Genomic DNA, 19,428 nt, shown 5'->3' with positions numbered 1-19,428 from the left:
TCAATCTAGCTATTTGGATCGATATCAGGTAAATCCGCTACATGATGGTGCTCTATATTGTCTTGTTCATCATCATGTTTCACCATATGCTGATGATCGTCTTGCGAAAGCGCATCGGATAAATCGAGCCCTGTTGATAAATCGTGGTCAGTAGCGAGTTGGTCTGCTTGGGTTAACACAATATCAATATCATCCGGTAGAGGTTGCTGTGGCGTCTCTCCAGTCCCTGCATTAGGTGAAATACCTAATGCATCTAAATACGCCGCAGCCCCGGTTGCTGGTGCTATCTCAGCAGGTTGTTCATTGTGCATGTCAGTGCTTTGCAGGGCGCTTATATCAAGATGAGCCTCTGCGGAAGAATCCTCTACGAGGTCTACAGTGAACGAGTCAACATCATCAGGTACATCATGTTGCACCTGCGACGGCCCGGGTGGTGGAGGTGCGGGATGAGTGTTGACTTGAAGAGTGGTGTCATCATTCCCTTCAATATCAACAGTAATAACCTGAGAGGAACCATCAGCAGTGGTGACTGTGACCGTATCGGTAACATGCTGGCCAGCAGCAAGTCCTTGTACCTTTTGAGCTGTATTGTCTAAATCAAAATGCCAACTGCCATCGGTATCGATACTAAAGTAACCGTAGCCGTGATCACTTACTTGATCAGTAAATGCAACAAAACTGGCTTCACTTTGCAGACCATCGGCACCAGTATCCACATCAGTAATATGTAGCTGTCCGCTTGCATGTAATGTAACGTCTTCTTCAACACTGCCCGAGGTTGCGCCAGAAATTATCGGCACATTATTACTACCGTGGATTTCAATATCAACTTGCCCAAGAGTATTCTGATTAAAATGGCTTAATGAACCTGCAATGATACGATCAAAGGTTTCGTGTACCACTTCACCGGCTTGTAATTGCTCTGTTTTAGTAGCATCGAGCGTATATCGCCACGCCCCATCAGTTGATACATGCAACGTACCGTATGTTCCATCATAATCAAATCCAGCATCTCCGTGCCCTCTTGATAGATCTGGAAATTCAGCCGGATTTACGACGGTATCAACATCTGTGAGCGAGATATTGCCAGTCGCAGCGGTGGTTTGATTTTCATTCATTACCGCCGTTAACGAGCCACCAAGAATAGTGGGGTCATCATTTCCGCGCACATCCACATTAACCTGGATACTTTCTCCAGTATTAGTTTGAACGGTAAAAGTTTCATGGTGCACATCTCTAACGTTCATTGTTTGCAACGCTTGTGTGTCAACGTGGAAGGTCCAATGACCATCACTGGTCACGGCAAATACCCCTGATGCAGTGGTCACGTTCTGCGCGATAAATGTATGAGGACCTTGCACATTACTTTCAATATGAAGTTGCTCCGAAACATCTTGTATATTGTCTTCGGTGACGGATGCTTTATGCACACCGCTGACTGTGGTGTATTTCATGCCTTGACGAGTGACATCAAGGTCTACAACAGAGCTTGTTGCTGTTTCCCCTGAATCTGTTGCAATTGCTTCAATATGAAGATGCAAATCGCCGGCATGGCTCAAGTGAAGGTCCTGAGCTTGCGCTGCAGTAATAGTCCAAGATCCGTCGCTCTCTCTTGTACCATGGTCGAACGACGCGCTGGCACTCATACCACTAACATGAAATACTAACGCATCGGTATTACTAACATCGCTAAGCTGACCCACTAAGTTTACTTTTGTATCGTACTGAATTAAATTTGCTTCAGCGCTATTTAAGTAAAATCGACTGTTACCAGTCCCAGTATCTACAGCTTGAACCGCTATGTATGAAAAAGCTGATGTAGAAGTTATTTCAAAGCGACCATTATGGATCAAACTTGGTTGTACATCCCCTTCACCGACTAATTTACCAGCATCATCAAACGCCATCCAATGGGCTTTATCATTAGCAGCAGAATTAGGTAATGTGGTCACATCATCAAAACTAGAAAGTTGGACAATCGCAGAACGAGCAGCACCATTTAAGTGCAGTAATAACGTCTCACCGATGTTAATTTCGTGAGAGATATGAGCATCAAACTGACTATTACCCGCACCTTCGACGCCAACACCTTCACCCGTGGGTTTAGAAACTAATTGACTGGACGCTGCCGCTATATCGAGTTGTCCACCACTGACAATATTGGTTGTTTGATAACCTAACAGTTCTATATCTTGATTTCCCTGCAACTGAGTAAAGTCTGCCTCTGCGAGCACCGGTGAGAATGTAGTTGATTCCTGGGTTGCCGTTAAGGTGGGTGAATCTAGACTGCCATGGACAGAAACGGTCACATGCTGAATCGTTTTTCCGCCATCAGGCGACATCACTTCAACTTCAAAGTCTTCTGTTTCAACTTGCCCTTGGCTTAAACTATTCGCTTTTGTGTTGTCTAAGATATATTGCCAATGGCCATTATCATCAAGCGTTAAATTACCGTAAGCTCCGGTGCCGTTAACAACAGACCAATGGAATGTACCTGAGGCATCTACGTCTGAAGCAGACAAATCACCACTGATTTGTGCGATGCCTAAATTAGCACCGCCGGCCTCAATAACATCACCAAGTTGCGAGCTTGAAATAACCGGTAAATCATCTGTGCCTTGCACGTTAACCGTAATGGTTTGATGAATGACATTACCGGCAGCATCGGCACCAGTGACGGTGAAAGTTTCACCGCGATTTTCATGCGCGGTTAAGCTATCTGCTTTACTATGATCAAGTTGATAGGTCCAGGTTGCTGTATGCTCATCAAACGAAAGTGTGCCGTAGGTACCTGTCTGAGGGGCATTTGCCTGCCAGATAATATGCTCTGCGTTTGTGGCAACTAAAGTACCTGAAGCACTTGTTGTTGTATCTTCCACCGTTTGCCCTGTAGCACCGGACGCGACGGTTGGCGCAGTAGTATCCAAGGTGTAAGAAATGATAGCAGAAGGTGATACATTGCCAGCACCATCGGTCTGACGCACCTGCACATTGTTCACACCTTCTGTAGGAGCAAAATTACGGCTCCAATGTTGACCATTATCAATAGAGTATTCAATGACAGCATTAGCTTCTGTAGGCGCCACCGTAAGTGACCCATCGTTTGTCACAAGGTCAGATTGGGAACTGCCTGTATCATGCGATAAGCGTACTAATGGAGGTGAAACCTGATTATCTAAAATGAAGGTAAAACCTGCTGGTGTTGATACATTTCCAGCTGAATCCGTTTGACGAACTTCAACGGTGTTAGGACCCGTTTGAGGCGTAAATGTATTCGTCCAGGTCTGCCCCCCATCAGCGGAGTACTCAACATGAGCACCAGTTTCTTGACCGGTAACAGTGAGTGAACCATCATTGGTAATCAGATCACTGCCATTTGTTCCCGTATCATGAGTTAGCGCAACCGTTAAAGCAGACACAACGGTATCGGCTACAGCTGCAGTTTCAGAAACCGTTGCAGACACATTGCCATACTCATCAGTAACAAAGGCCGTTACGGTGCTGCCAGGGACTACCTCCACATCAACGGTAAAGCTTCCATGAGACTTATCAGCAGCCGTTAATATGTGACTGACACCATTAATAGTTAGCTCATGCCCCTCTTGTGCATCAGAAGGAATGTGCACCGTTGCCGTAATAGTTCCCGCGTGCCCATGAGCAACCTCTGCTGCATTATAAACAGCATCCGTACCTGTCGATTCAAAGCTAATCGTGGGGGCATTGGCATGGGTATCTACCCCAAACCGATCCATCACCACGGGAGCAACATTGCCCGCTTTATCGGTGGCTGTAATATAAGCAGTATAAGGGCCGTCTGGTAATTGCGTCGAGTCAACGGAGTAACCACCCTTGCCATCCAAATGCGCTTGAATATGTTGAATTTCGATAGCGCTTTGATTCACATTGTGTTTGATCACAATATCCACCGATGCTGTATCGAGACTGGTGGTGCCCGTCAGGCTTACCACTGAGGGCTGACCTGACCCTAGATCCACCCGGGCCAGAGCCGGTGCGGTTAAGTCGATGTTTATTGGCTGACTTGCCGTTGCCACATTGCCCGCATTGTCCGTCGCTGTTACGGTTAATGTATGTGACCCTTCGTTTAATGGCTGTGTTGCAACTTGATAGTTTCCTTGACTGTCAGCTCTTGTGGTTGCAACAACAGCACCTGTTTCATCGGTAATAGAGATAGCTGCATTAGCTTGTGCAACACCGGTCAATATTGGGGTATCCACATTGGTTAAATCATCGCTATCTGATATGCCAGAATAAGAGCCTGCTTGCAAATCAACACTGGTTTTATCAATGCTTGTATCGACAGTAATATCAAGGTCTGGAGATATCGTTGGCGTAGCTGCTGATGGGTCAAGTGCACTGGCAGTAAGGTGATGGACTCCGTCGCCCATTGTAGAAACCGTTATAGAGAAATTTCCTGAAGCATCAGAAGTGCCGTGACCAATCGCATTTTGTGAACCATCATAAATAGTAACTTTTGAGAACGGAATGTTAGTATGACCATCAATGGTTGGCGTGGTGTCATTGGTAAGATTATCTGTTTGTGAATTACCGCTGTCACTACTACTTGCAAGGTCAAGCGTTACTGCATTTGATGCTGTAGGGTTTGCCCCTGTCACTGGTGCAGTAGATGTTACGAGTGCCGGTGAAGGAACGGAAGTTGTTACCGTTGGCGTTGTTCCACCTCCAGTTGGTGTAGATACAACACCCTGCGCTGTAAAGGTGATAAATTTGGAAGATTCACCACCGTTGTTATCTACCACTTTTATCTCAAAGGTATCATCACCTACATAATGCCCCTGATGACTATCATAATGCATGCCCTGTACGGCACCACCTGGCGTATAGGTATATGCTCCTGTTTGGGGATCCACAGAGAGCGTGCCAAACTGACCCGCACCTTGTACGACAGAAAATGTATGGGTATCTGAGGTATCCACATCGGTCTCTGTCAATGTTCCGGTGGAGGAGGTTGTTTGTGTAACGCCCAGTACAGGAGCGTCATTAGTTCCATGTATCGTGATCGTTACGTCGTGAGTGGTGCCATCAGCACTGGTAACCTTTACGACATCCGGTAATGATTCACCAGCACCTAGTGCTTGAACGGTAGATATTGAATTATCAAGGGTGTAGGTTAAGGAGCCATCACTTTTAAGCACTGCCGAGCCGTATGATCCGCTAAGAGTTCCAGCTTGAAAATGATCTTCTCCCGCATCAACATCAGACACGCGGAGATGGGTAGACACAACCGGTGATGTATCTTCATAAACACTCCCATGATCAACGCCGGAGATGTGCGCTGCATCATTGGTTCCTTGGATAGTAACCGTCACATCGTGAGTCGTACCATCAGTACTTGTAACAGTAACAACATCCTGAATATGGTCACTTGAACCCAATGCTTGAACAGCAGGCATTGAATTATCAAGGGTGTAGGTTAACGAACCATCACTTTGAAGTACTGCCGAACCATATTTCCCTGTAAGAGTTCCAGCTTGAAAGTGCTCTTCTCCCGCATCAACATCAGACACGCGGAGATGGGTAGACATTGTTGGTGCTGTATCTTCATTTACAAAACCTTGGTCAACACCAGTGATTAACGCGGCGTCATTGGTTCCCGTAATGGTTGTTGTCAACGTTGCATGGGTTATATTACCCACACCATCGGTTATTTCATATTGCACGTGGTCATCGTGTGTTTGACCTTGAGCAAGATCTTGCACTTTTGAGTTATCAAGCTCGTAGGTGTAGGAACCGTCAGCTTTAAAGTGATAGGTACCGTAGTTTCCTACTACATCGGTTGATACCACCGTAGAACCAGTATCATCATTGGTAAGCACATTGCCAGAAGTAGCAGTAGGGCCTTGATCTTCAGTAGCAGTACCATGGTCATCAGTAGCCGATATTTGAGTATCAAGGGTATAGCTTATTGTTGCCGATGGTGACACATTGCCTGCCACATCAGTTTGATGCACAAGAACCGTATTGGTACCTTCAACAGGAGTAGGTTCTGTGGCGCTCCATGTTTTCCCTCCGTCGTTAGAGTACTCAAGTGTAGCTCCCTGCTCAGTTACAGTCGCTGTAATACCACCCACATTGGTGATGCTGTCAGTCGAGTCAGTGCCACTGTCAGTTGTCAGCAACACTGTTGGAGCCGACGTTTGATTGTCCAATGTAAAGGTTAAACTAGCGGTTGTTGATGTACCTCCAGCAACAGATATCTGCCTTACTTCTACCGTGTTCAACCCTTGAGAAGGAGTGAAGCTACTTAGCCAGTGATGTCCTCCATCGGTGGAGTACTGTAACGAGGTTCCATTATTTTGCCCACTAATAGATAAGCTTCCATCATTGGTAATGAGATCGGTAGTATCTGTTCCTGTATCATGAGTAAGAGATACGCTTATCGCAGAAAGTACTTCAACCGTGTAGCTTCCACTGTGATCTTGAACGGTATTGCCCGCAGTATCGATTCCCTCTACTTCGACATGAACCGTGCCGCTGAGAGTCGAAACATCAATATTATTGTAAGTTACATAGTTATGATCTGGGTGGCTAGAACTTGCTCTCGGTGTCATGTGTACTGTTGGGTCTATGGTGACGTGATTACCATGTTCATCAACCAGCTGAATTGAAGTTGCGGTAACATCTTGCCCCATGTACAGCTGTAATGCATCAATATGGCCCCCAGTAGGTGTTTGCACCATATGGACTCCAATATCGGCTTGTGTATCAACAGTAATATCAAGGTTTGAAGATATCGTTGGCACGACAGCTGATGGATCAAGTGCATACGCACTAAGGTGATGAACTCCGTCGCCTATTGTAGAAACCGTTATAGAGAAATTGCCTGAAGCATCAGAAGTCCCATGGCCAATCGCATTTTGTGAGCCATCGTAGATTGTTACTTGAGAGAACGGAATGTCAGTATGACCATCAATGGTTGGCGTGGTGTCATTGGTAAGATTATCTGTTTGTGAATTACCGCTGTCACTACTACTTGCAAGATCAAGCGTTACTGCATTTGATGCTGCAGGGGTTGCACCAAATACTGGTGGCGGAGTTGTTCCAATTACTGGTGCCGTTGTTGTGACAATCACCGGACCTGTTCCTGTTCCCGCTGGTGCAGAGACAAATCCCTGCGTACCGAAAGTCATAAATTTTGACGACTCGGCGCCATGATTATCAACAACCTTTACTTCAAAGATTTCCTCACCTACATAGTGACCTAGTAGGCTATTGTATTGCATACCAACTACCGATCCATTAGGTGTATAGGTGTACGCACCAGTTTGAGAATCAACGGTGAGAGTTCCAAAGTGACCAGTTCCTTGTGTAACAGAAAACTGGTGGGTATCTGAAGTGTCTACATCGGTTTCAGTTAAGGTACCCGTAGCGTGAGTTGTTTGGGTCACCCCAAGTACTGGAGCATCATTGGTACCGTGAATTGTTACGTTAATATCGTGGGTGGTACCGTCAGCTGATTTTATCGTTACGGTATCAACAAGAGATTCTCCCTCAGCAAGCTGTTGAACAGTCTTAGAGTCATTGTCGATAATATAGGAGTAAGATCCATCAGGATCCATAAGTACTTTAGCACCATGGGTAGAAGTATACCCAACTTGTGGGCCATTTGTTCCCTGTACGATATTGGGATCAAAGTGAGATTCACCAGTATCAGGGTCTACAATATTTAGCTGGCCATGAACAGTTATGGCTCGGCCCATAGTGTCAACATTGACATCTTCGGTGATATCTAAATCTGGTCCAGTTATAACTGCGGCATCTCCTACGGCAGATAGATCTGTAGTTGCTGTTGTATGAACGGATCCATTGTGAGTATCGGTTACATCATAGGTAAATGTGACCGTTCCGTTATAATTAGGTTCTGGGATAAAATGGATGTTCCCTGAGCTATCAGGACCGGTAAAGGTTCCGTGGTTCACTGCGAGGTTGGCAATACTCAAGACGTCGCTGGTATCAACGTCAGTGGCATTGGCAAGGAGTTGTGCCGTAGTAATAGTTTGTGCTACATCTTCAGTGCCCGCAGTGAGAGCTACAGCACTAGAGACTGTAGGCACGTCATTAGTCCCCTCAATGGTCACTGTTATTGTCTGCTCTGTACCATCAGCGGAATGCAGCTTAAAGGTATCCGTTAACGTCTCACCTTCACCTAAGGCTTGGATACGAGTGTCATCATTATTAGTTGAATAGCTCCATCTTCCTGAGGGTGCTACTAAAAACTTTCCATATCCCTGAACACTCGCACCCTGTTGAAATGGAAATGTTGCCTCACCAGTGTCAACATCACTTACGGTTAATTGTCCTTGAGCGACGATAGCATGACCAACAACTGATAAACTAGTATCCTCTTTACTAGCTCCACTTGTATCACCACTAATAATCGCACCATCATTAGTGCCATGAACAATAATCGTTAGATTTTGAGTCGATGTTGCGTTGACCTCGTCTTTTACCGTTACAGGAATGGTAATCGTTTGATCTTGCCCTGCACCAAGGTGTTGGTAGGAGGCATTGGAGGGGTCAAAGGTGTAACTACCATCAGCATTAAAGGTCAAACCATCTACAGGGGTTGCAATTTCAAAAGTGAGATGTGTATTGTCATCGACATCAGTGGCCTGCATCTGTCCTTTAAGTGCGCTGCCATCTTCGATTACCGACTGAGTCTGAGCGGTAAGTACAGGTGCATCGTTGGTGCCTGTTACCGTAATAATAATTAAATGTGACGTGCCATCTGCCGACTGCACGCGGTACACAACATTATCAGTATCACCTTCATGAATGTGCTGCAGCGCGCTGTTACTTACTGAATATCCCCAATCACCTTGTGGGGTGATGTGTAAACTGCCACCAAAAGGATCGTGCATAGCCTGTTCACCAAACTGACTGAATTGAAAATGGTCTTGTCCGGCATCAGGATCCGTCACGGTCAATAAGCCTGAAACTGCTATTGTGTGAAGTGAACTTGACCCAATATGTTGATCTTCGATAATCGAGCCTTTGTCAACGCCATTGATAATCGCTGCATCAGAAGTACCTTGCACATTAACTTGTATACGTTGCGTGGCTTTTGACCCATCACTAGAAACTGCCACAACATTAAATACTTCAGGGACATTGTCCCAAGGATTTAATGGATTAGCTTTGGCCGGGTCTAAATCATAATGCCAGCTGCCATCTTGACTTACCGATAACGTGCCATAACTACCTGCAGTGTTTTGTACTTCAAAATGAACACTGTCGTCTGTATCAACATCGTGTGCTGCCAACATGCCAGAAATCGATGTATTGGTATCTTCAATCGCAGTGCCCAGACTCGCTGTCACAGCATTTGGCGTATCAATGATAACGTGATCATCGGCACCTTGAATTGTCGCTGTGATCGGAATTCTTGTTCCATCGGCGGTAATTAAGGTAATAGAATCAGTTAGGCTTTGCCCATCTTTTAAACCCTGTATTTCACTGTGCGTGTTATCAGCAGTGTAGCGCCATTTATCATGCCCATCAGTACCATGCGTTGTATGAAAAGTACCATGGTCGCCCTGTAGACTCATTGCGAAATCCGCAGGCACTTGATGCAGTACACCGTTCACTTCAATTTGTACAATGGCAGCTTCAGCAGTGCTATCAACATCAGTGATAGCTAGGTTTTGCCATGAGGAGGAGAGTTGGTTTGCCGAAGAAGTCTGATCCTCGGTAACTGTTGCACTGGCAAGCCCATTAGCCAGTACTGAAGCGTCATTGGTGCCGGTGATGGTAATCGCCAAATTCTGAGTATCAGTCGCACCAGCACTATCAGTAACCGTTACGGGGATAGTCAAGGTTTGAGTCTGCCCATTGGCCAGATGCTGATAGGCTGCATTGCTTGGATCGAAGCTGTAACTACCATTGGCATTAAACGTAAGACCGTCAACAGCATTAGAAATACTAAATATCTGCTTGTCACCGTGATCGACATCAGTGGCAATCATTGTGCCCTTCAGCACGCTACCGTCTTCTGTAACCGAATGAGTCTGGGCGGCTAGTACAGGCGCATCGTTGGTCCCGTGTATAGTGATAGCAATATTATGGGTGGTGCCATCGGCGGAGTGCACTTGCACTGTATCCACCATCGATTCGCCCTGCCCCAAGCGCTGAATAGAAGGAGCTGCATTATTAATATTGTAAGTCCAGCTACCCTTTGCCCCAATAATTAATTGACCACCATGATCTCCGGTATACCAGGTTGAAGAACCATGTCCCTGCGGGAAATTATCTTCACCTTGGTCCGGATCTACAATGTCGAGCTTACCCTTTACAGTTAAGTCATACCCGTAACCGCCGGCACTGGCACCGTACTGAGTTTGATTACCCTTAGAATCCTCGTGCACATCGGCCTTATCATCCCCTGTAATGATGGCAGCATCACCGACAGCGGCTAAGTTAGTTGTAGCGTGAGTACGTGTGACACCACCATGTGCATCTTTAACATCATAGGTAAAAAGCACGGGGCCGTTGTAGTCTTTATCTGGGGTGAACGAGAAGCTGCCATCTTTATTAATAGCAATAGAGCCGTGGTCGGCATGTAGATTTGCAATGGTTAATAACCCAGCATCATTATGATCCACATCGACGGAATTTTGTAATAAGTCTGCAACAGTCAAGTTTTGGCGAGTATCTTCTGTACCTGCATTGAGGATAACTTCAGAAGAGCAATAAGGACGGTCGTTATCACCGTGAATGGTGATAACGATATCGTGTGGCGTGCCATCTTTACTGTAGACGGTCATGGTATCGGTAAGTTCTTCACCTTGACCCAACTTATCAATGGCTCTGCCCGCAGCAGAGTTACCTGCAGACACTTCATAAACCCAGTTGCCATTATCCCAAATCGATAAATGCCCATATTGCCCATTGACGGTCGGTTTCCACTGAAATTCAGCTTCACCAAGATCAGGGTCGGTAATGGTTAGGTGACCACTGACAGATAGAATTTGATTGAACAATTTACTCTCATTAGCATGATGATGATCCGGAGAGTGGTCTGTCATATCAGAGAAAGCCGAAGTTCGGTCGCCAAATTCTTCTAGAGTTGCAGTGTCTTGCCCACCTATTTTTGCTGTGTCTCCAACAGCGGCTAAATTAAAGCGTGCCTGTGTATCAACTTGACCACCGTGACCATCTTCTACACGGTAAGTTAAACGAACTTCACCGTTGTAGTCTTTGTCTGGTGAATAAGTATAAGTACCATCTTTATTGTCAACTATTGTGCCGTGTTCAGCTTGTAGATGAGTGACGGTAAGTGTATCGCTAGTATCTACATCGGTTGCCTGTGTTAACAGATCCGATTCTTTAATGATGACGGTTTTATCTTCAACACCATCAGGTAGTTGCGCCCATGATGACACGATAGGCTTATCGTTGGTGCCATCGATACGAATAACCAGGTTCTGAGAAACACTGTTCCCGCCATTATTGTCCGTGGCAATGACTGGAATAATCAGCGTTTGATGTTCGCCCACCGCTAGGTGTTCAAAGCTAGGGTCTGTTGGGTCAACGGTATATGTGCCGTCGGTATTTAACGTAAAGCCCGGTTGGGTCAGTGGCGAGCTATAGGTTGCTGTATCACCATGGTCAATATCCGTTGAGGTGATTTGACCGGTGATTTTCGGGTCGCCTTCATTCACGGTTTGGCTGCTGATGTGGTTTAACACCGGCTTATCGTTGGTGACGGGAAGAGTTGGTGTGGTAGGCACATTTGAATGACTCGGCTGACCGTTACTTCCTGAGGAGATAGTCGGCATCGATACCGAAGGAACGTAATGGATTTGCGGGTGAGAAAGCGTCGATAAATGATGAGAAGGAACTAAGTGAGAATTCGAACCATGGGGCGCGTGACTTGCATTTAAAGTTGAGTTTACGTCGCTGTCGCTCGTTTGAGCCTCTTGATGAGTAATCTCTGATGAGTTCGCTTTTGTATGGTCATCGATGACGTCTTTTTCTTTCCCGTTATTTGCGGTTACTAGATCTTTAGCACCGCCGGAGTTATCTACATCCTCGGCAGAAGCGTGTTTAGCCAGTGATGGTAATATCATCATGAGTGATTGAAAAAGTGGGATATTAACTTTTAAGTGTGAATGCAGTCTGAGCTTCTTTTTTTGTGTTGGTTTCTTTTGTTCTAGCTCGTTACTTTTCTTATTTTTGGTTTCTGTATTTTTCTTGTTTGCTTCGACGTTTTTTTTGTTAGCCATTTTTATCATCCGTGAATCGTGGTTGCACTATTTTAAGTAAAATACACAGATAGAGGTTTCGCTAGCTAATTGGATAATTTTTAAAGAAAAAACTGCAAAGTTGAAGAATTATCTCACTTTGATGAAAGAGAGGATGAATAATTTTTCAACGGTCAGGCAAATATCGGCACAATGGTATTGACCTTACCCTAAGGGGAACGTTTATAGTTGCGTTGGAAATTCAAAGGTAAGCTATGACAAACACATTCCGAAAAACTTGGATTATTGTTTTCAGCATCATTGCGATGTTGATGTCTAGCTATGCCTCAAGTTCATCAGCCATGATGACTGAAGTAATGATGATGGAAATGAGCTCGGGTAAATCGGCTTGTTACCACAGCGATACTTCGGCTAATGACTCCATGGCGGGATGTCATGTGATGAGTGAAAATCCACACGCTGAACACTCTAGTATGAGTGCTCATGACATGATGGCTCAATGCGATATGTCTTCAATGAGCGAAGACGGCAGTCAGATGATGGGTAACCATTGTTCGAGTGCCGATTGCTGTGCCTCAGTGTGTTCTGCAACTTCTTACCCGATTCAGGCTGTTCAAGCCGCCAATCCCTTTGTCTCTTCTTTAGCTCGTTTTCAATCTGTCATTATCGGGCAGAAAGTCGCACGCGCTCAATCTTTGTTACGCCCACCTACCGCATAAATCTATATCTAAAAACATAGCTATATCAGAATCATAAATCTGATACGCCAATCTTTTATATGCGTTATTTAACGCTAGATATGGACATTCATTGTGAATATAAAACCAACAACCTCCGTGTTTGGAATAAACGCGAGTGTCATGGTCGCTGCAGCCTTTGTTTCGAGTGCTGCTTTTATTTCAGCCAGTACTTCGGCTGCTGCACCTGCTTCAACACAAGCGGAGCAACAGAGCTCAACACAGCAACTCAATACATTGATTGAGATAGCATTGAGCCAAGACAGCAATCGCAAGCAGTACTTTGCTCAGTCGCAAGCGATGCGAGAAACCGGTATTGCCAGCGCAACCTTGATGGACCCAAAACTAAAAGTCGGATTTGGTGGTCTGCCAGTCGATAGCTTCCAATTTGATGAAGACCCAATGACCAATATTTCGGTTGGTCTGATGCAGCAATTTGAGCGTGGCAATACACTCGGTCTTCAACAAAAAAAAGCCGGTCAGCAAGCGGATGGGTTAGCTCTTCAAGTGCAGGCTCGTGAGCTTACCGTTGCTAACAGCATGACGCAGCTATGGCTTGAATTGGGCTATCACCAAAAAGCTGAGTCGGTGATTCGTCAAAATCGTCGTTTGTTGGTTGAGCTTGAAAACTATGTACAAACCAATTACTCGATTGGTAAAAGTGAAGCGCAAGATCTGCTTAACGCTCAGCTTCAAGTGAGTAAGCTTGATGAGAAATTGCAGGCAAACCAGCAAGTTCAACGTCGTTTAATCTCTCAGCTTTCTGAATGGTTGGGTTCGGATTGGCTAGGGAATCAAGCTATTGGTTCTCAGACTCTTGATTCTCAGGGCACACTCAAAGCGACTAACCAAATTGATTGGTCGGTGTTGGAAAATAAACTAGCAACCAATATCGATTCAACTAAGCACTATCAACTGTTGATGGAACATCCGCTCGTTAAGATAACGGACGCGACTATCTCGTCTAATCAGACACAAGTTGAATTGGCAGAACAAGCTTACACACCTCAGTTTGGCATAGAAGTCATGTATGCCCATCGACAAGCTAACAACATGGCAGGTGAACCTGCTTCTGATCTTGTGAGTGCTTATCTAACGGTCGATATCCCTCTGTTTACCGGAAACCGACAAGACAAGAACTTGTCTGCTGCTCAACACCAAGTTGGCGCAGCTAAATCTCAAAAAGACACCTTACTTTCCCAAATGAACGCGCAAGTGAATGCATTGTTGGTGGATAAGGCGAACCTCGCCCAGCGCTTAGAGCGTTACCAAAGTTCCTTATTACCTCAGACATCGGCGCGAATCCGTGCGGTTGAAAGAGGTTATCAAAACAACACGGCACAGTTTAATGATGTGATTTCAGCAACGGCAGATGAGCTTGCTTTGAAGCTAGAGCAACAGCGCTTGATCACTGACCTCAACATCGTGAATAGCAAGCTCGCGTCACTCCTGAGTGGCTTTGATTATCAGGTTGAGCAACCGCAACCAACTGCGACAAACCATCAATAAGGAACGAATAATGAAATCAGTAAAAGTAGCCACAATCGCATTGTTGGTCGGTGGCGCACTAGGTTTTGGTGCTAATTATTTTCTAATTAACCAGGCACATGATATGTCAGCAATGGCGGGGGCGATTCAGGGAAACTCCTCCTCACAGGCGAGCGATGAGCCCTTGTATTGGGTTGCACCGATGGATCCAAATTATCAGCGTGACAAACCGGGTAAATCTCCGATGGGTATGGATTTGATTCCTGTATACGCCGATGACTTAAGTGCTGGTTCAGACAAAGCTGGCACTGTATTTATTGACCCGTCAGTAGAAAACAACCTCGGTGTCAAAACAGCAAAGGTTGAGTTGGAGTCTTTGTCTCCACGTATTGAAACGGTCGGTTACGTGGCGTTCGATGAAAGTACATTGTGGCAAACCAACGTTCGCGCTGCAGGCTGGGTTGAGAAGCTTTATATTAACGCGGTCGGTGAGAAGGTGAATAAAGGCGATGTGCTTTTCACGCTTTACTCTCCAGAGCTTGTTAAAGCACAAGAGGAACTGCTGAGTGCTTACAAAACAGGTCGCAAAGGATTGATAAAAGGATCGACTGAACGCTTGGTGACCTTGGGCGTTGATAAAGCCCAGATTCGATCGATTACTCGACAGGACAAAGCTTCACAAACCATTGAAATCAAAGCACCTGCAGATGGCGTTATTGCAAGCCTCAACATTCGTGAGGGTGGTTATCTTTCGCCTGCTCAAGCGGTAATCAGTGCAGGGCCATTAGATGAAGTCTGGGTTGACGCAGAAGTGTTTGAGCGCCAAGCACACTGGATCTCATCGGGCAGTAATGCAGAGATGACACTTGATGCGATTCCGGGTAAAGAGTGGCAGGGAACTGTGGACTACGTGTACCCAATCCTTGACCCTAAAACACGAACCTTACGCGTTCGTTTGAAATTCTCTAACCCTAATGGTGAGCTTAAACCTAACATGTTCGCCAATATCGCACTGAAACCCATCAGTGACGACCAAGTTCTTACTGTTCCAAGATCTTCGGTTATTCATTCCGGCGGTATGACTCGTGTTGTTTTGTCTGAAGGCGAAGGTAAATACCGTTCGGCACGCATTGAAGTAGGGCGTGAAGCGGGTGACAAGATCGAGGTGTTGCAAGGGCTCACGCAAGACGAGCGGATTGTCACTTCAGCGCACTTCATGCTGGATTCTGAATCTAGCCAATCAGCGGATTTGTCACGAATCAATGGTGTAGAAGAACAAGCAGACACAGCCTGGGCAAAAGGTGAAATTGCAGATGTTATGCAAGGCAGCCGTATGGCAACCATCAATCACCAACCTGTACCTGAGTGGGATTGGCCGGGCATGGTCATGAACTTCACCTTCGCTGAAGAATTGGACATCAGCCAGCTTAAGCGCGGGCAAGTGGTTGATTTTGAAATGATGAAAACGGAGTCAGGCCAATACGAGGTGGTTGATTACAAGGTCAGTGAACATCAAATGCCAGGTGAAGTGTGGGTGAAGGGTAACATCACCATGCTAATGCCTGATTTCGGAATGATCACGGTGAGCCACAAGCCTGTGCCTGAGTGGGATTGGAAAGCGGGCGAAATGAATTTCCAAGCCAGTGACGACCTTGATTTATCCGAGTTTGCCGAGGGTCAAACCATCCGGTTTCTAGTGGCGAAACAGGGTTCAGATTATGTGCTCAAATCTTTAGAAGCGGGTGAGGGCACATTATGATCAATGCAATTATTCGTTGGTCCATCAGTAACCGATTTCTGGTTCTGGTCGCGACTGTCGCCATCGTGTTTGGTGGCTTATACAGCGTAAAAAATACGCCCGTTGATGCGATTCCTGATCTATCTGATGTTCAGGTGGTCATCAAAACGAGCTATCCGGGTCAAGCGCCACAAGTGGTCGAAGATCAAGTAACGTATCCACTCACCACGGCGATGTTAGCTGTGCCGGGAGCCGAAACGGTTCGTGGTTATTCGTTCTTTGGCGATTCTTACGTCTATATCATTTTCAATGATGATACCGATATGTATTGGGCGCGCTCTCGCGTGTTGGAGTACCTGAGTCAAGTAGCGTCTAACTTGCCATCAAGTGCTAAGCCAACATTAGGGCCAGATGCCACCGGTGTGGGCTGGGTTTACAGCTATGTACTGCAAGATAAAACCGGTAAGCACGACTTAGCCGAACTTCGTAGTTTGCAAGATTGGTTCTTGAAGTATGAACTGCAAACCGTTGAGGGTGTGTCTGAAGTCGCGACGGTAGGCGGTATGGTGACGCAGTATCAAGTACAGATTGATCCTGCCAAATTACGCGCTTATTTCCTAACGCTTCAACAGGTCAATAAGGCGATCCAAGATGGTAACCAAGAAACGGGTGCTTCTGTTGTCGAGATTGCTGAAGCCGAGCACATGGTTCGCACAACGGGCTACCTGACAAGCATTGAAGACATTCAATCACTACCACTAAAAGTAACCGACAAAGGCACACCGCTGCTATTGGGAGATATTGCTGACATTAACCTTGGCCCGCAGATGCGTCGTGGTATATCAGAGCTAAATGGTGAAGGAGAAGCGGTTGGTGGCGTTATCGTGATGCGCTTTGGTGAAAATGCCAGTGAAGTAATTGATTCTGTTAAGAATAAACTGGCAGAGCTACAAGCTGGCTTACCTGATGGCGTTGAAATTGTCGCGACCTATGACCGTTCAACCTTGATCGACTCTGCGGTTGAGAACTTATGGAAAAAGCTGGCAGAAGAGTTCATCGTGGTCGCGATTGTGTGCGCGCTGTTCCTCTTCCATATTCGTTCATCACTGGTTATCGCACTGAGTTTGCCTGTTGGTATTTTAGGTGCGTTTATTGTGATGCATTGGCAGGGCATTAATGCCAACATCATGTCTCTTGGTGGCATTGCAATTGCGATTGGTGCCATGGTCGATGGTGCGATCGTAATGATAGAGAACGTTCACAAACATATTGAGCGAACGCCTCTGACCGATAAAAACCGTTGGCAAGTGATTGGTAAAGCCGCAGAAGAGGTGGGAGCCCCGCTGTTCTTTTCGCTCATCATTATTACTTTAAGCTTCGTTCCTGTATTCGCATTAGAAGGACAAGAGGGCAAGATGTTCTGTCCACTCGCGTTTACTAAAACGTATGCAATGGCTGCGGCTGCAGGCTTGGCTATCACGCTTGTACCAGTGCTAATGGGTTACTTCATTCGTGGCAACGTATTACCTGAACACAAGAACCCAGTGAACCGCAGCTTAGTGACTATGTACAAACCATTGCTCAACTTAAGCCTTAAGTATCCAAAAGTGATGATTGTCATCGCGCTAGGCTTGATGGCTTCTGCGTATTACCCAACCAGTAAGCTTGGTAGTGAGTTCATCCCTCCTTTGGATGAAGGTGACTTGATGTACATGCCGACTACTTATCCGGGGATCTCGATAGGTAAGGCGCGTGAATTGCTGCAGCAAACCAACAAGCTGATCAAAACCATTCCAGAGGTTGAAACCACATGGGGCAAGATTGGACGTGCGGAAACGGCAACCGACCCTGCGCCACTGACCATGATTGAAACGGTTATTCAGCTGAAACCTCGAGATGAATGGCGTGACGGTGTCACTACTGAGTCGCTGCGTAAAGAGTTCGATGATCTGATTCAGTTCCCGGGTTTGACTAACGCATGGGTTATGCCAATCAAGACTCGTATCGACATGTTAGCGACAGGCATTAAAACACCAATCGGCATCAAAATCGCAGGCCCTGATCTGAGTGTGATTGAGGATATCGGGTCTCAACTGGAACCTATCTTAAATGGTATGAGTGGTACGGCTTCTGTGTATGCCGAACGCGTGGCTGGTGGTCGTTATGTCACGATAGACATCAAGCGCCGCTCTGCTGCTCGTTATGGATTAAGCATCAAAGAGGTTCAACAGGTTATTTCAACGGCCGTGGGCGGAATGAATGTGGGTGAAACCGTTGAAGGGCTGGAGCGCTATCCAATCAACGTCCGCTACCCGCAAGATTACCGTGATTCTGTAGTGAAGTTACAGAACTTACCACTCGTTACGCCAAACGGTGCACGTATTGCGCTTTCTGATGTCGCGGATATCCGCTACGAAGATGGCCCACCAATGATCAAAACCGAGAATGCGCGCCCCAATGGTTGGGTATTCGTGGATATTGATGGTCGTGACCTTGGTTCTTACGTGGCAGAAGCGCAGCAAGTGGTTGCCGAGCAAGTCGTATTGCCTGCGGGCTACTCGCTCGCATGGTCTGGTCAATACGAATACATGGAACGGGCCAAAGATCGCCTAAGTGTGGTCGTGCCTATCACCATCGCCATCATCATGTTGCTGCTGTATTTGAGCTTCCGCCGCGTCGGTGAAGTGATGGTGATCATGTTGACATTACCATTAGCCATGGTTGGTGGTCTGTGGTTGATGCACTACCTCAATTACAACTTCTCCATAGCGGTTGGTGTTGGCTTCATCGCGCTAGCGGGCGTTGCGGTAGAGATTGGGGTAATCATGTTGGTGTACCTCAACCAAGCGTGGCATTTCAAAAAGCTCGATGCTGAACAGAACCAGCAAACACTCCAACAAACTGATCTCACTGATGCCATTCGTGAAGGGGCAGGTCTTCGTGTGCGTCCAGTCATGATGACAGTGCTTACCGTAATCATTGGATTAATCCCAATCATGTACGGAGAAGGTACAGGCTCAGAAGTGATGCAACGAATCGCTGCGCCGATGATTGGTGGAATGGCGTCTGCACTACTGCTCACTCTATTGGTGCTTCCTGCGATCTTCAAGCTATGGAAGCAGCGTGAGGTCACTCAGATCCAAAGCGAGACAAGTAAATAACGTACTGATTATAAAAGCCCTTACTTGCGAGGTAGGAGTAGGTAAGGGCGCACCACATAAAC

Annotated in this window: 5 protein-coding genes; 4 read left to right on the top strand and 1 reads right to left on the bottom strand. The window is 46.2% G+C overall.

From position 1 onward, the window contains the following. Positions 1 to 5: 5 nt before the first annotated feature. Positions 6 to 12,263, bottom strand: a complete 12,258-nt coding sequence (locus BCT34_RS21785; protein ID WP_076654016.1) for a VCBS domain-containing protein — start codon at positions 12,261 to 12,263, stop codon at positions 6 to 8. Positions 12,264 to 12,496: 233 nt separating this feature from the next. Between BCT34_RS21785 and BCT34_RS21780 the strand changes: the two genes are divergently transcribed. The 4 genes from BCT34_RS21780 to BCT34_RS21765 all read left to right on the top strand — a co-directional run bounded on the left by BCT34_RS21780 (position 12,497) and on the right by BCT34_RS21765 (position 19,366). Then, complete coding sequence (locus tag BCT34_RS21780) at positions 12,497 to 12,961, top strand: hypothetical protein (protein ID WP_076654018.1); 465 nt, start codon at positions 12,497 to 12,499, stop codon at positions 12,959 to 12,961. Positions 12,962 to 13,060: 99 nt separating this feature from the next. Continuing rightward, a complete protein-coding gene (locus tag BCT34_RS21775; protein ID WP_076654033.1) occupies positions 13,061 to 14,488 on the top strand; it encodes a TolC family protein in 1,428 nt (475 codons plus the stop codon). Between the two features lie 10 nt (positions 14,489 to 14,498). Then, positions 14,499 to 16,226 (top strand): efflux RND transporter periplasmic adaptor subunit, encoded by a 1,728-nt coding sequence (locus BCT34_RS21770; RefSeq protein WP_076654019.1) that lies wholly within the window; start codon positions 14,499 to 14,501, stop codon positions 16,224 to 16,226. Then, positions 16,223 to 19,366, top strand: a complete 3,144-nt coding sequence (locus BCT34_RS21765; RefSeq protein WP_076654020.1) for an efflux RND transporter permease subunit — start codon at positions 16,223 to 16,225, stop codon at positions 19,364 to 19,366. The genes BCT34_RS21770 and BCT34_RS21765 overlap by 4 nt, the downstream gene beginning before the upstream one ends. Positions 19,367 to 19,428: the final 62 nt, after the last annotated feature.

It is taken from the genome of Vibrio sp. 10N.261.45.E2 (assembly GCF_002875705.1).
In the GTDB taxonomy this organism is placed as follows: domain Bacteria; phylum Pseudomonadota; class Gammaproteobacteria; order Enterobacterales; family Vibrionaceae; genus Vibrio.
The sequence above is the reverse complement of the archived record's forward strand: the minus strand, read 5'-3'. Positions and strand labels throughout refer to the sequence as shown.

Bases quoted from the DNA above. Each gene is read 5' to 3' on its own strand.
- BCT34_RS21765 (WP_076654020.1), top strand. From the start codon at position 16,223: ATGATCAATGCAATTATTCGTTGGTCCATCAGTAACCGATTTCTGGTT.
- BCT34_RS21770 (WP_076654019.1), top strand. From the start codon at position 14,499: ATGAAATCAGTAAAAGTAGCCACAATCGCATTGTTGGTCGGTGGCGCA.
- BCT34_RS21780 (WP_076654018.1), top strand. From the start codon at position 12,497: ATGACAAACACATTCCGAAAAACTTGGATTATTGTTTTCAGCATCATT.
- BCT34_RS21785 (WP_076654016.1), bottom strand. From the start codon at position 12,263: ATGGCTAACAAAAAAAACGTCGAAGCAAACAAGAAAAATACAGAAACC.